General features: G+C 66.3%; 8 protein-coding genes. 7 read left to right on the top strand and 1 reads right to left on the bottom strand.

Annotated features, from left to right (window positions below):
• Window positions 1–53 precede the first annotated feature (53 nt).
• From ACZ4SV_RS13145 to ACZ4SV_RS13130, 4 genes are all read left to right on the top strand, one after another.
• Window positions 54–2,396 carry a CRISPR-associated endonuclease Cas3'' gene (locus tag ACZ4SV_RS13145; RefSeq protein WP_468003972.1) on the top strand — a complete coding sequence of 781 codons (2,343 nt, stop codon included), beginning with the start codon at window positions 54–56 and terminating at the stop codon, window positions 2,394–2,396.
• A gap of 2,404 nt (window positions 2,397–4,800) precedes the next feature.
• Entirely contained in the window at window positions 4,801–5,424 is a 624-nt protein-coding gene (locus ACZ4SV_RS13140) for a tyrosine-type recombinase/integrase (RefSeq protein ID WP_468003970.1), read from the top strand.
• Between the two features lie 81 nt (window positions 5,425–5,505).
• A complete protein-coding gene (locus ACZ4SV_RS13135) occupies window positions 5,506–5,802 on the top strand; it encodes a helix-turn-helix domain-containing protein (protein WP_468003968.1) in 297 nt (98 codons plus the stop codon).
• 63 nt (window positions 5,803–5,865) lie between these two features.
• The gene (locus tag ACZ4SV_RS13130) at window positions 5,866–6,954 is read left to right on the top strand and encodes a tyrosine-type recombinase/integrase (protein WP_468003966.1); all 1,089 of its coding nucleotides are present in this window, start codon (window positions 5,866–5,868) and stop codon (window positions 6,952–6,954) included.
• 50 nt (window positions 6,955–7,004) lie between these two features.
• Here ACZ4SV_RS13130 and ACZ4SV_RS13125 read toward each other — a convergent pair whose 3' ends face one another.
• Complete coding sequence (locus ACZ4SV_RS13125) at window positions 7,005–8,447, bottom strand: hypothetical protein (protein WP_468003964.1); 1,443 nt, start codon at window positions 8,445–8,447, stop codon at window positions 7,005–7,007.
• A 401-nt stretch (window positions 8,448–8,848) separates the two neighbouring features.
• Between ACZ4SV_RS13125 and ACZ4SV_RS13120 the strand changes: the two genes are divergently transcribed.
• The 3 genes from ACZ4SV_RS13120 to ACZ4SV_RS13110 all read left to right on the top strand — a co-directional run bounded on the left by ACZ4SV_RS13120 (window position 8,849) and on the right by ACZ4SV_RS13110 (window position 14,454).
• The gene (locus tag ACZ4SV_RS13120; RefSeq protein ID WP_468003962.1) at window positions 8,849–11,020 is read left to right on the top strand and encodes an ATP-dependent nuclease; all 2,172 of its coding nucleotides are present in this window, start codon (window positions 8,849–8,851) and stop codon (window positions 11,018–11,020) included.
• The gene (locus ACZ4SV_RS13115) at window positions 11,013–12,500 is read left to right on the top strand and encodes a UvrD-helicase domain-containing protein (protein WP_468003960.1); all 1,488 of its coding nucleotides are present in this window, start codon (window positions 11,013–11,015) and stop codon (window positions 12,498–12,500) included. The genes ACZ4SV_RS13120 and ACZ4SV_RS13115 overlap by 8 nt, the downstream gene beginning before the upstream one ends.
• Before the next feature lie 610 nt (window positions 12,501–13,110).
• Window positions 13,111–14,454, top strand: coding sequence for an LGFP repeat-containing protein (locus ACZ4SV_RS13110; RefSeq protein ID WP_468003959.1), 1,344 nt, complete (start codon window positions 13,111–13,113; stop codon window positions 14,452–14,454).
• Window positions 14,455–14,695 lie beyond the last annotated feature (241 nt).

Below are 14,695 nucleotides of genomic sequence, written 5' to 3'. Positions count from 1 at the left end.
GGGTATGCGGCGATCTGGTGGGATCTCAGCGTATAACTGATAGAAAGTCAAATATGGTTGCGGTCAAGGTAGTTGATGCGTTAGCTGGTTTGAATCCGGTCCCTGAGGACAGGCTGGTGGCCCACTCGCCGGGCCACCAAGGGACCTGGCACTGGTACGAAGACCACGCCCGCGGCACGGGCGAGCTGGCCCGTCGGTTCGCAGAGCCATGGGGAGGCGGTGACCTCGCCTACCAGCTCGGACGCGACCACGACACGGGCAAAGGGGCCTGTGCGTGGCAGGAGGGGCTGATCGAGGAGGCCACCACCGGCCGCAAGACCAGACGGCCCCCGCACAACGACGCCGGAGCCCTCCTGTTCGCCCGGGCGGCCGAACGTTCCCCCGCTCTGCTGCCCTGCGCCGGTGTGATCGAGGGACACCACGCCGGTCTGTCCGCGTGGTCGGAAGTCCGGCTCCGGCTCAAGGCCCTGATGGCCGACGCCAGCGAGGTGGACGAAGCCATCCACAGGGTCGCCGCGGTCATGCCGGAAATCCTGGACGGCTCATGCCCGGCCGCTCCGGACTGGCTCGACCCCCGTGACACGATCGCTGTGGAGATGCTGGTTCGCATGACCTACTCGGCCGTGGTCGACGCCGACCGGCTCGACACTGCAGCCCACTTCCGGCCCGGCACGCACATCCGGCCGCACATCGGGATGGCGGAACTCTGGGAGCGGTACGAGGCCCGCCGCCAGGAGGCCATCACCGAACGCCAGCGCTCCAAGGGAGCCTCCTGGCTGGACAAACTCCGCGAAAACGTCTACCAGGAGGCACTCGAAACCGCCACCGGCAAGCCGGGCGTCTACCGGCTGCACCTCCCGACCGGCGCCGGAAAGACGTTCACCGGCGGAGGCTTCGCCCTCCGCCACGCCTCCCTGCACGGACTGCGGCGCGTCCTCGTCGCAGTCCCCTTCATCTCCATCACCGAACAGAACGCAGCGGAGTACCGAAACCTCCTGGACCCCGAGCAAGGACCATCGGTCGTACTGGAACACCACTCAGCCGTGAACGTCGAAGCCCCGCAGCAACGCACACCGCAGTCCGCCGGCACCTCGACGAACGCGAGCCACGGCCAGAAAGGCGGCCGACCCAACCGGTGGTCGAAACTGGCGACCGAGAACTGGGACGCCCCCTTCATCGTCACCACCACCGTCCGCCTGATCGAAACAATCTTCGGAAACACCCCCTGGGCCACCCGCCGGCTCCACCGGCTCGCCAACTCCGTGATCGTCCTCGACGAAGTCCAGGCCCTCCCCGACAGGCTCCTGACCCCGATCCTCTCCGGCCTGCGAGAACTCGTAGAGCACTACGGAGTCACCCTCGTACTGTCATCGGCGACCCAGCCGGAACTCGCCGCACTGAACCCCTGGCGCTCCGGCCTCCCCCAACGCGACGTCGTCGCCGACCCCGCGCCGCTCTTCAAACAGCTGCGCCGCGTCAGGTACGAGTGGCGGACCGGCCCGGACGTGACCCTGGCAAGCATCGCCACCGAGGCGGCCGAGCACGACCAAGCCCTCGTCGTCGTCAACGGGACCAAGGACGCCAACCAGGTCCACCGCGTCTGGATCGGCACCAACCATGCCGAGGACCCAGGCGTCCTGCACCTGTCGACCCGCATGACCGGCGGCCACCGCCGAGAAACCATCCAGACGACGAAACAACGTCTGGAGGAGGGCCTGGACACTCTCCTCGTGTCGACCTCGCTCATCGAAGCAGGCGTTAACCTCGACTTCCCCCGCGGATACCGCGCCAGATCAACACCAGAGTCCGAACAGCAGGCCGCCGGACGGGTCAACCGCGAGGGCAAACGCCCCGCGAAGGACAGCGTCATGACCATCTTCGACCCCCGGGACGGACTCAACCCGGAGCTGGTCTACAACACGTGCGCCATCGCAGCAGCGTCCCGCCACTTCGGCGACGGGCTGGCCTATCCCGACGATCTGGACGCCCTCCGCTCGTACTACCAGCACCGCTACCGCCTCCAGGCAGGACAACACTCCAAGGACCCCAACGGGGCCACCGGAGAAGTCATCGAAGCGCTGCGCGCAAAACTGCACTACCCGGAGGTCGCGCGCAGAATGAGGATCATCGACAACGAGCACTCCGTAGCCGTGGTCGTCATCCGCCCCCACCTCAAAGAAGAAACCCGACAGGCCGCCCAGAACGCCGTCGACCAGCTCCGCCGTGGCCTGCCAACACCGGCGACCTTCCACACCCTGCAGGAACACATGGCGTCCATCCCCCAGCGGGAACTGGAACTGGCAATCAACGCCGGCCACGCCATCGAAATCGCCGGTGATCTGCACCAGTGGGTCGGCCCCTACCATCCCCAACGAGGTATCGAACCTCTTACATGACCATCCAGACCACCAAGCAGCGACTCATCGATACACTGGCCGCGATCACGATGTGATGGTCAATTACACAAGAACGAGAGTTGCGCAGTTTGAAGGCCGAACCAGGCTCGGCGCCCCTCCAGAAGCGACCGAGGATCGCAACATCCGGGACGGCCTCTACGAGGACTGTGAGGGTGGCCTGGCAGACGCTCTTCGGGGCGCCCGAGGATCGTAACGAGGATCTCGCCATCCGGAGGGCCTGTTGGACGAAGGTAGCGGTCGCCCTTCGGGGTGACCGGGGATTGCACCCCGAATGTGTCGGACGACAACGCAGATGGGCGGGCACTTGGCGACCGCTTTTTGGGTCGACCGAGGATCGCAATGCCGACGCGATGGGCAGGACGGTCGCCAGGGAGCTGCTGGCGGTCGCTCTTCGGGGCGATCGAGGATCGCAACCTGGAAGTGGACGACCTGTGCAGCCTCTACGGCGGCTTGGCGGTTGCCCGTCGGGGCGACTGAGGGTCGCAACACCGTGTGGATCAAGCACATCAACGACGTCCAGACGACTGGCGGTCGCCCTTGGGGGCGGCCGAGAATCGTAACTCCACGACGCACAGCGGGCCAGGTCTCCACGTCCACCTGGCGCCCGCCCTTCGGGGTGACCGAGGATCGTAATCGGGTAGCCTGCCGGTGACCGACCGGCCCGAGGGGAGTGGCGGTCGCCTTTCTGGGCGGCCGAGGATCGCAAAGCCGGCTGGACGCTCCGCCTGGCCATGCCGGGTACCGAGGTGGCGGTCGCTCCCCGGGGCGGCCGAGGATTGCAACAGTGCGGGGTGGGGCTCGCGCGAGGGGCTGCGCGTGTGGCGGTCGCTCTCCGGGGGGCCGAGGATCGCAACGTCGCCGGGTGGGGCACCGACCACGTTGGCGTCGGCTGGCGGTCGCCCTCAGGGGCGGCCGAGGATCGCAACCTCGCAACGGTCGACCGCAACGGCCGCATCCACCCGGGTGGCGGTCGTCCTCTGGGACGGCCGAGGATCGCAACGTCATCCCCACCGACCCCCGCTACCGGGCCCGTGCGCGTGGCGGTCGTTCCTCCGGGACGGCCGAGGATCGTAACTTCCACCTGATCGCCTTCCGCGGCCTGCGCCGTGGTGGTGGCGGTCGTCCTCTGGGACGGCCGAGGATCGCAACCACGTGGTCGCGGGCCCCATCGTGGACAAGTTGGCGCGTGGCGGTCGTCCTCCGGGACGGCCGAGGATCGCAACGTCTTCCAGTCCAAGCAGGCCCCGTATCTGATCACCGTGGCGGTCGTCCTCCGGGACGGCCGAGGATTGCAACGCGGACGCGTCGGGCCCGGTACCGGAGAGGATCGGGGTGGCGGTCGTCCTCCGGGACGGCCGAGGATCGCAACTTGCTCAGCAGGTACAGCGTGTCCGTACTGGTGGCGTGGCGGACGTCCTCCGGGGCGGCCGAGGAGCGCAACACCGACAGTGCCGGCCTCACGTGGACGCTCGCCGGTGTGGCGATCGCCCTCCAGGGCGGCCGAGGGTCGCAACGTGGAGATGGCCAAGGGCTCTCAGCGCTAACGCCCTGTGGCGGTCGCCCTTCGAGGCGGCCGAGGATCTCAACAGCGTCACGCTGCCGTCAGCGAGGAGCAGGAGCCGCGTGGCGGTCGTCCCCCAGGACGGCCGAGGATCGCAACGATGATGCGCCGTCAGGCGGCGCGCGTGATCCTCCCGTGGCGGTCGTCCTCCGGGACGGCCGAGGATCGCAACGCCTTCTCCTGCGCTCTCTTCTGCGCCTTGGAGAGGTAGTGGCGGTCGCCCTTCGGGGCGGCCGAGGATCGCAACAAGTGGAAGCGCCTGATCTGGCCGTCCCTGCTGGGGCTGGCGGTCGCTCCCCGCCCCGGGCGGCCGAGGATCGCAACCGCGCGTCGTCGGTCGTGTCGAACACCGGCTCACCCCTGAAGATCGCAACATCGACATGGGCAACTTGCGCGCGCCGGTGCGTGTAATTGAGACGGAGCGGGCACTTAGAAGGCGCCTGCTCTGTTCTGGCATACACCAGCGATTCCGAGAGTTGCCGGTCCTATCCGTGTGCTGCTGCCCTGCTGGCGGGGATGGTGGCAGACGCGCCTCCTCTGGCCGACTCATCATGGCTGAGGATGTTGATTCGCCGACGGCAGACACATTTGACCCCGGTAGGGACTGGAATACAGCGGCGAAGCAAGTAAATCTAGAGCGGTCCTGGGAAGGCCCGGCGACCTATCTCATCTCCTAGGCGTATCAGCGGGGTGCGCCGAGCGCCGGACTGGGCGCAACATACCCGACGATCGCCGGTTGGCCAAACCGGCGTTTCTTCGGACCATTGAAGAACCAGGGGACGTCAGTGCGTCCCGATCTCTCGCGTAAGGAGTCATGCAGTTTTGTCACAGCTCGCAATAGACGAATCGACCTTGCTTTCCGAGCGGCGCATCGGTGCCCTGCTGCGGTGGGCGCAGGAGAATCCCGGGATACCGGGGGCGGTCTTTCCCTTCCTCGCTTCCATGGCGGGTGCGGCCCTGCTGCCCGGTGAGGCCACCCGGCTCCGGGTGCACGATGTGACGCTCCCGGAGGAGGGGTTCGGTGAGGTGCGGGTCCGCGCCGGTGAGGGCCGCAGTGTTCCTCTCACCCCGGAGATCGTCGGTGTGCTGCGGAAGTGGATCGACCAGGCCGGCTTGAAGCCGGGCGATCTGCTGTTCCCCGGCGAGCGCGGTGGGCCGCTTCCGTCTTCGGTATACCGGAAGGCGTGGAAGCGGGCGTGCGAGGCGGTGCTGAGCGGCGAGGAGCGTGAAGCGGGAGTGGGGGAGAGGGTAGCGATTCTCCGCGAGTCCTGCCTGGATCTGTGGCTCAAGGCGGGTGTCCCTGTCTGGGTTGTCGCTGAATGGGCGGGCCTGAGCGCTAGCTGGATTGCTCAGCGCTACCCGCATCGCTTCCAGGTAGAGGACGTCGAACTCGACTGGGAGCACCTGGCGAAGGTCACGGCTGTGCCCGACTCGCTCAACCGGTAATTTCCCGCCCCGGTCCCCGGCCGGCGTGTGAAGGCGGGGCCCACACACCACGCCTCTGGAGCGGCGGTTGCTCTGACGGCAGTGACCTTCGTCCTGGTCCGTCTCGTTGCCCGGCTGGGCCGGCACGCCGGCTGCCCCTTTTCCCTCTTCAGCTCCCGCGAGGACTCATCGATGCCTGCCCGTTTGCTGTCCGTTCCTGCCGTAGCCGCCGCTCTGGACGTCGACCGGCGTACCGTCTACCGCTTCATTGCCGCCGGGGAACTGCCGGTTGTCGACCTGCGTACCGGAACGGGTCGCTCCCGTGTCCGTGTGCCTGTCGGCGGGCTGGAGGAGTTCATCGCCAGCAGGTCGGTCGTTTCCCCGCGCAACCGTCGCTGACCTCGTGCTGTCAGCCGGTCCCTCATCCCCGAACAAAGGAGTAGTACCGCGTATCTGCGCAAGTTGACGTCAGGCAAGTGGCAGGCGACCGTACGCAACCGGAGCGGAGACCGGTTCAGCGAGAGCTTCCCGCTCAAAGCCCAGGCCCGTGCCTGGGGTATCGAGATGGAGACACAGTTCGCCCGCGGCACCATGCGTGATCCGCGGGCCGGTGAGATGGCCTTCCGCGAGTGGCACGACCGGTGGTGGAACGCCCGTGTGGTCGAGCCGCACACCCTGCGGGGAGACGCCTCCAGCATCAGGAACCATGTTCTGCCCTACTGGGCGGAGTGGGAGATGCGGGCCATCACCCGCATGGACGTCCAGAGCTGGATCCGCTCCCTGATCGAGAAGGGCACGGGCCCCGCGGCCATCAAGCGGGCCTACAACCTGACGTCCTCCATCATGCGGGCGGCCGTCGACGACGACGTCATCGCGGTGAGTCCGTGCCGCAGCATCGACCTCCCCCCGATCGCCGTGAAGCCGCCGCAGTGGTTCACGCTCGACCAGGCGCAAAGCATCCTGGACGAACTCCCCACCGCGTGGAAGACGATGTGCCTGCTCGGCTTCTACACCGGGCTGCGCTGGGGTGAACTTTCCGGGCTGCACTGCCACCGCATCGACCGGCGCCGCTCGCGTCTGTTCGTGGTGGAGGTCAACACCAAGAGCGGCATCAAGGAGTACCCCAAGAGCTCCAAGAGCCGACGCGAGGTACCGCTCCCGCCTCACGTCCTGGAGGCGCTCGAACGCCACATCCACCGGCTCGACCGTGACGCGCTGGTCTTCACCACCATCACCAAGGGCCGGGCCGGCCGCCGCCTCGATGACGGGAACTGGCGTCGGCAGACCTGGTGGCCAGCCGTCGACGCCGCCTGCTACTTCGACAGTGACGGCGAACAGCAGCCCGTCCCGCACTACTCGCCGCACTCCATGCGCCATACCTGCGCCTCGTGGCTGGTGCAGAAGGGTGTCTCGCTCTACGAGGTCCAGCACCTCCTCGGTCACGAGAGCTTCCAGACCACCCAGCGCTACGCCCACCTCCAGCCCGACGCCCATAAGGCCGTCCTCGGCGCGTGGCAGCGCCTGGACTCCCCGCTCATCATCGCCGCGTAAACACGCCTCCGTCCTCTCCCCTCAAGGACAGGGCGGAGGCGTTCGCGCACTCAGGGATGTTCCGTCAGCTCCTCGTCGGGCGGCGTCCAGCGGCCATCACTGTCGTACGGCCAGGGATGGGCGTAAGGATCCGCTTGGAGGAGTTCGGCCAGAGCCTGACGGCTGGCCGGCGGATCAGGTGGATTCCGCAGCGGCCCGCGCAGCGGATCAGTCCGCTCAGCGTAGGTTTCGGCCCAGTGCAGCCACTCCAGTTCACCGGGCGGGCTGGCGTCGCCTGTTCGGGCGCGGGCCGCGCGGCAGAAGGCGCGGATGTCGTCGACTCGCCGCCAGGCTGCCACCTGCTCGATAAGCACCTGCGCTCGATGCCGCTCGACTTGCTGCTCGCGGGCCTGGCGCACCGCCGCGAGCCAGCGGCGCTGCTGCTCGGCCTTGCGGAGTTCTTCCTCCTGCTGCCGCCGTTCGGCCACCGCGGCACAGCCTTCGAGACTGTGCAGGAGGTGCCCCAGGCGCGCTTCCAAGGACCACCGTGTGCTGTCGCCGCAGGCGTACCAGGCCCGGTACCCGCTGCCGACGGGTGCACCCAGTTCGAGACGTCCGCTGAACTCGTGATCAGACTGAGGGCCATGCGCCCGAGACAAGCGTTGACGCCGGCTCGCCTCCTCAGTGGTCGGCTCGTGCGGCACCTTGGTCGTCCGCTCTCTGATGGCCAGCGGGAGCGCGTGCCCTCGGATGACGACGACCATCTCCTGGACGGCCCTGCCGCGACGGTGGCCGGTGCGGGACTCCACCTGATGACCGCGGCGTTCCGCCTCGGTCAAAAGAGCGTGCGTGATCCGCAGCGCCCGGTCGGTCTGGGCACGTGACACATGCATCGGAATGACCCCGGGCGTCGCGCGGGTGTCGACCACGGTCTTGGACCTACCGAGGGCCGTGAGTGTGGCCCGGACCAGCCGGTGGGGACGGTTCAGCACATCGGGTACATCGATCACCGGTACCGATTGCGCAGGCTTCTCAGCCTTTTCGTTCATCAGAGTGAAGACACAGTCACCATGCTGCCGCCCCGTCCAGCGCAGCTTGTGCCCTTCGGGTACGTGACCGTGATGCACCGCGTCGTAGAAGGCCGCCCGCCACCGGCCCCGGGTCCGCGGAGCGGGATCTGACACGGTTACCCTCCCGGAGGCCGAGCGCAACCGGGCGACCAGCTCGGCCCCACCGGCCGGAGCCAGAGCTGCCTGCCGGATGTCGTCGGCCAGCCGCTCCTGCTCCGCCTGCACCTCGCGGGGATGCTTGCCGTGCTCGAGGTAGTAGCGGCCGTCTGCGGTGACGACCGCGGTGTGCCCGCTACCGCGCCGCGTCCTTTTGATGAGGCCACGCTTCTCCAGCGCCCAGGCCGTGTGGATGGCGGAGGGAGGAAGAGCCACAGCATTGGTAGCCGCCGCAATCTCCCGCAGCAAGACAGCCTGCGGCTCCGTCAACACGTACTTCACGACCATGGGCTCCACTCGGCTTGCTGCGGGGCGGGTTGCCACCCTAGAGCCGGCGAGGCCGGGAACGGTCACACCGAAACCCGTTTCCGGGCGCACGGTGCCGAAGCCACTCCTGCGAGCAGCGCCGGTGGAGTACATGGCCAGCCGGCTCATAGAACCTGGCCGGCAGGCTCCGTCCGAAACCGGCGTAGTAGCGGCATCTGCCTGCTCAAGTGGACGTTCACGGCCCGCCCGTGCCGCCTGTCTTGGGGCGAGCTGTCAGAAAGAACATCTTGAAGAGAGCAAGGGGAGTCGTCCGGCGTCCGATCGAACCCAGGCACACTCAGGCCGCAAGTGATCAAAGAAGAAGCAGCGTTGTCAGTGCTGGGGGTGATGATGACTTCACGTACTTCTTGTCCATGGGGGGCATGATGCACCTGAGTCGTATCGCGGTGAGTGGGTTTCGGGCGAGCGTAGACGGTGAGATGGTCTGCCATCTACCTGGCCGTTTCAGCGTGCTGATCGGAGCCAACGGCGTCGGCAAGACGACGCTGACGGATGCGCTCTACCTTGCTCATCCCGGCTCTCGCTTCCCGGTCCTGCCGAGGTACGGATCCGCCACGCTCGCACCCGAAAGGTCCACCCGCACCATCAAGGTGGAGTACCGGCTGGGCGATAGCCTCGTCGGGGAAGGCCGTCTCGGACACCAGTTGCGCGAGGTTGGCCACCAGCGCCTTGGGGATGTCGCTCAGAGCTGGGGTGTCACACTGGGTCGCAGGCTCGGCAGCGTTACCTCGAAGATCGAGATAACGCCTGGCAGGTCCTTGGACCTAGACCCGTACAAGCTGATCTATCTGCCGGCCTTGCGTAGTCCGCTGGACGAACTGGCCCGCCGCGAAGCTCGGATCCTGGTTGAGCTGCTCCGTGCCGAACAGCAGCGCTTGAACGGCACCCGGAACCTTGTGGGACTCCGGGCGCGGGCCTCCCAGCTCCTTGAGAAGCTGGCCATGGAGAGCATCATCGACGCCGTCGAAAAGAGGATCGGCGGGTACCTCACAGACTTGTCGGCTGGCGTGAGTCGCCAGTGGTCGTACATCCGCGGGCAGGTCATCGACGACACCTACTTGGCTCGAGTATTGGAAATCATGCTCGCTGTCATGGAGGGACGCAGATTCGCTCGGCCCCTTGAAGTGTCCGGATTGGGATACGTCAACCTCTTGCACATCGCCGTGATCCTGGCGGCGATACCGGACTCCACTGAAATTCCCCAAGACGCTGGTGACCAGCCGCCCCTCACGGATATCCAGCAGATCGAGCAGGCGACCAGGAACTCCGAACAGGCAGAGGCCGATTCCGAGGCGGAGGAGGACTCCTTCTTCGGTGCAAAGCCCTTCCACGCGACGGTCGTCATCGAGGAGCCTGAGGCACACCTTCACCCGCAGTTGCAGCACGCTCTCGTCCGATACCTGCGCAGAACCGTCAAGAAGCGGCCAGAGCTGCAGATCATCCTCTCCAGCCATGCGACGGACGTCATCACGTCCTGCGCCCCCGAGGAACTCGTCGTCGTACGCCAGACGGCGCAGGGAAGAGTGTGCCGTGCTGTCGCCGACGTTGTACCGAACAAGCACCGCGACGTGACACTGCGGAAGACACGGCTCCATCTGGACGCCAGTCGGTCCGCCGCCCTCTTCGCCGACCGCCTCGTCCTGGTCGAGGGGGTCACCGACGCCGCCGTGCTTCGGGAGTTCGGCAGAACTTGGGCCGGAGAGGACGCACGCAAGCAGGCATTCATCGACGCGCTCAGCATTGTCCACATGGGATGGAAGGTCGGGCAGTGGCCGGCGCATCTCCTGGCGACTCGGGGTCAGGAACTGTGTACCAAACTGGCGATCCTCGTCGACAGCGATCTACCGTTCGAAAGCAACGAGCGCAAGAAGCCGACTTGGCTTTCTGACCACGATCCTTCGGTCGTCGATGCCTTCGTCAGCCATCCGACCTTGGAACCATCGATCACCGAGGGTAACGAGGACTTGATCGAGACGGCCCTACTCGAAGTGGACCTGCACGAGCCAGTCGTAACGGCCCGGACGGTATATGAACTGTTCCGCAGTGCTCGGGCGAGCAAGGACGGGAAGCCCGGCGTCCCAGCAGGGCGGGGTTCCAGTAAGAAGGGCGACTTTGCGCTTGCCTTCGCCGGTGTCCTAGCAAAAGCCAACGAAGCAGGTCCCGAGCAGGCGTCGAGCCTTCCGACCGTGCCCGATCACATGCGGCGGCTTTTCGAGTTCCTGTACCCGCCCGTTCCGGCCGATGAGACCGACCCCTGTGAGCACATTGATGAGCCAGACTGGCTCGTGCTGGACGACCAACGGGACATGGATGCGCAGCAGGCCGTTGACGAAGTGGAGTTCTACTGGCCGGACGATTGGCAGAAGGAAGAGATGGCGTGGGCGGAAGCAGCCGGACACGATCCGATTCCTGAGCCGCCGGACTCCGCCGTGCCGGATCCGGACGCACCGCCATGGGAGGAACTCCAGTACTGGCAGCCCGCCCCTGGGGGCTGGCCGACAGTCACACGTCGAATGACGGTTTCCGATGAGTAGTCGCTGGCCTGGCACGCGCGGTCTTACGCCGGAGCAGCTTCTTACCGCCGCAAGCCTTCACCGCCTCGTCTATGTAGAGGCGTTTCCCGGATCTGGGAAGACGACCGTCTCCCAGCAGCGCTTTGGCCTGCACCGCTTCGCGCGTACGACCGACCACCGGGCGGTTGTGGCGGTCAGCTTCACACGCTCGGCCACTGAGGAGATACGTAGCCGCGTGCTTCGACAGTGGGGTCCTTCAGCCCTGGCGTGGCCCCATCGCATCATCACCCTCGACACCATCCTGAACGACCTACTCACCCACCTCCTGCGGTCTGGGGTCCTCCAGTGGCCAGGTGGCCACGAGGAGCTGGAGGTGCTGGACACATGGCGGACACACTTCCCCACCATCCGCACTACCGCGAAGCCCGCTCTCCGACTCGTGGGCACCCAGGTCAGCACCACCTACCTATCTGAGCCGAAGCCGGACAACTACATAAAGCCAGCGGACTTCGCCACTGCGATCCACGAAGGAAGGTGCACGCACGAGAACGTACGTGAGGTCCTGCAAGCGGCCCTCCGCATTGACCGTATCCGCGCCCATATGACGACCTACTTCGCCATGACGATCAGGTCCCTACTCGTCGACGAGGTCTACGACGCGAACGACCTGGACGTGGAGATCATTGGCATCGCGGCGGAAGCGGGACTGGCCGTCACTCTGGTGGGAGACCCCTGGCAAGCCCTCTACGCCTTTCGTGGCGCGCGTCCGCAGAGCGTGCGCCGGCTCATCGAGCTGCTGAAATTCGAGCGCCGCGAACTCCAGACGTCGTTCAGATGGCAGGGCAGTACCGACCAGGCATCACTGGCACGCCGACTGCGCCGCAGGGAGCCGGTGACCCTTCCCGCGGGTGCGGTACGAGACGTCGAAGTCGTCCTCGCACGGCGCTGGAAGACGCTGTGGGACGGGAGCCCCCACATCCTCCCGCTGGCCGTCAAGCAGCCATCAGGACCGTTCCAGGAGGCAGTGTGCACCTTGCTCCTGAACGAGCTTACCCAGGGTTCCTTTGGCCTGCCCGCCGCATTTCTCAGCGATGCTCGGTCCACACTGGGCATCGAAGAAGCTGAAACGTTCGAGAGGCTGCGTCCGGACCTAGAGACTGCTCTTCAGCGACTGGCGAGCCAGGACGACCTCGGCGAAGTCTGGACCGCCTTGGCGGAGAGCGTGGTCGCGAAGACGCACTTCCAGCCGTCGGAGAGCCAGAAGCGGACACCGCGCAAGGCTCTCGGTAACCTGCGCTTGCGGTTGGAGGACGCGCAGGAGCGACTTGTTCTCGGCCTGACGTGCCACCAGGCGAAGGGCAGAGAGTGGGCGAGGGTCGGGGTGAGACTGGAAGAGTCTGACGCCGCCGTGCTCCGAGAGGGGCTCGATCCCACCGACGAGGCTCACCGCTCGCTCTATGTCGCACTCACCAGGGCACGAGTCTGCAGTCTAGCGGTGTAAACGGAGGGTAGCTTGCAGGACCAAGGACGGTCCTGATCGCGACGTCGTGCCAGGTCGCTGGTGCGAGCCTCCCCCAGAGACCGTTGGGAGTACCGTCCAACGCCAGCATTCGTTGGCCTTTCTGCAGTCGTACCGGCGCTGCGCGTGACGCTCGTTTGACGCTCCGACGGCCCAAACGACCACCCAAAGAGCTGAAAGATGGTCTCTGACCTGGGCTTTCTCTTCGCTCCACATGACGTGACGTCTTTCCGATGACGCATCATGTGGAGTGCGTGGCGATCCTGGAACCGGCCGGGAAGGGCGCCTGACCTCCGGTTTCGGTGGGTGCGCGTGATGTGTGCTTTGGGTGTTACAGGTGATATCTCGAGGATTCTCATGGCCACGGTCCTGCCCGGGGGCAGGACCGCAGGCCGGTACATCGCGGAACGCCAGGGCCTCTACGGCAGTCGCGGGGTTCCCCGGGTAGGGGTGTGACCGAGGAAGGCGCCAAAGGGGCAACGAGATGATCTTGAAGCCCTGAGAGCCCGGCCCGTCACCCATTCGGGTGCTTGGTCTCTTCGTCTCGTTGTTTCTCTGTCCGGACTGCCTGCAGCTGTAGAGACTGTCCGACATGATCAGAGCAAGAGCATCCCAGCTCCTCGCCCTCACAGCCTCAAGTACCCTGCTCCTGCTGGGCGTTCAGGCTACTCCCGCATCGGCTCAGATCTTCTGCGACGAGGGCCACTCGGTCGACGGGGCCATCTGGACCGAGTACACGCAGACGCCGGGCGTACAGGAGTCCCTGGGCTGTCCGAAGTCCGACAAAATCCCGGTCCCCAAGGACGGGGGCGCCCGTCAGGTCTTCGAGCATGGCTCGATCTACTGGAGCCCCAACAGCGGGGCCCACGCGATCTGGGGCCTCATCGGCGACAAGTGGGGACAGCTCGGCTGGGAAGCCGGCAGTCTCGGTTACCCCACCAGCGACGAAATCCGGCTCCCCGACGGCAAGGGCGTACGCCAGGTCTTCCAGGGCGGCTCGGTCTACTGGTCCCCCGACACCGGTGCACACCCTGTCTGGGGTCGCATCGGCGAACGCTGGGGGATGGCCCAGTGGGAGTCCGGCCGCTACGGCTACCCCATCAGCGACGAAGTCCAGGTTCCGGGTGTCAAGGGCGTCAGCCAGATGTTCGAGCACGGCCCTATCGCATGGTCTCCCGAGGAGACTCCCAACCCGCAGTACGCACAGGCACGCGACCTTTACCTGACCCCCAGCAGCAGTAAACGTGACGGGGGTCTGCAAGAGGCCGCGCACCTGCTGCCCCTGGGAGGAGACCGGGGAATCGTCGTCGTACGCGGCTACATCGCCACCGACAACAACCCAGTGAACGACATCATCGGCAACCACCGCCAGTGGAGCACCGACCCGGCCGCCGAATCCAAGGTGACCGTCGCGTGGGACACCGAAACGGGTCGCGTCGGCGTCTACGTCGAACACTCCTGCGTCCATGACCCCAGCTCCACGCTGAACGGATGCCGTGACGCCAAGCCCCTCGTCCGCACCTCGCACGCCGAAGCCGTCCAGGATGACCCGGTCCCCCAGAATGAATACTGGGTCGAGTCCACCACCGGCGGGGGCATCAAGGTATCGATCTCGGCGGTCAACTCCTTCGTAGGCGTCCCGGGCTACCAGTTCGGAGACCTCGGCCGGATCAACGCGACGTGGTACCTGACGCCGCACGGGTACGACGACGAGAACAAGTCCTTCACCGGCTTCGACATCACGACGACGAAGGACCAATTCCCCTCGTGGGAAGTCCTGCGCTACCCCAGTCGCCTCGACAACGCCGGCGCCCCCCAGGCCAAATGGCAGGGCTCCGTCTGGCAGACCCACGTCAGCGACCTGAAATCCCCCCAGCACACCTGTACCCGGAACGATCCGGATTCCCAGGACGCCACCATGGCGTGCACCGGTTGAGCCTGTAGCGGCACGACGAAGCCCCGCGTCAGCCTCCAGGCCGGCGAGGGGCTTTCGTCAGCAGGATCCACTGTTTGCCCTTTTGGCGCGTATCCCGGCTGAACTCCAGGTAGCCCAGGCGGGCATCGACGTTGGCGTCCGCCGTTCGCAGCCGCTTCGTGGGAGGCCGCTCGGAGGTCCAGCCGTTCTTGGTGACGCAGTGCTCGCCCGATCCGACGTGGCGGGTCTCGCACTCCAGCGC

The sequence above is a fragment of the Streptomyces sp. NPDC027672 genome (genome assembly GCF_055566335.1).
This window is presented reverse-complemented; position numbering and strand designations above follow the sequence as displayed.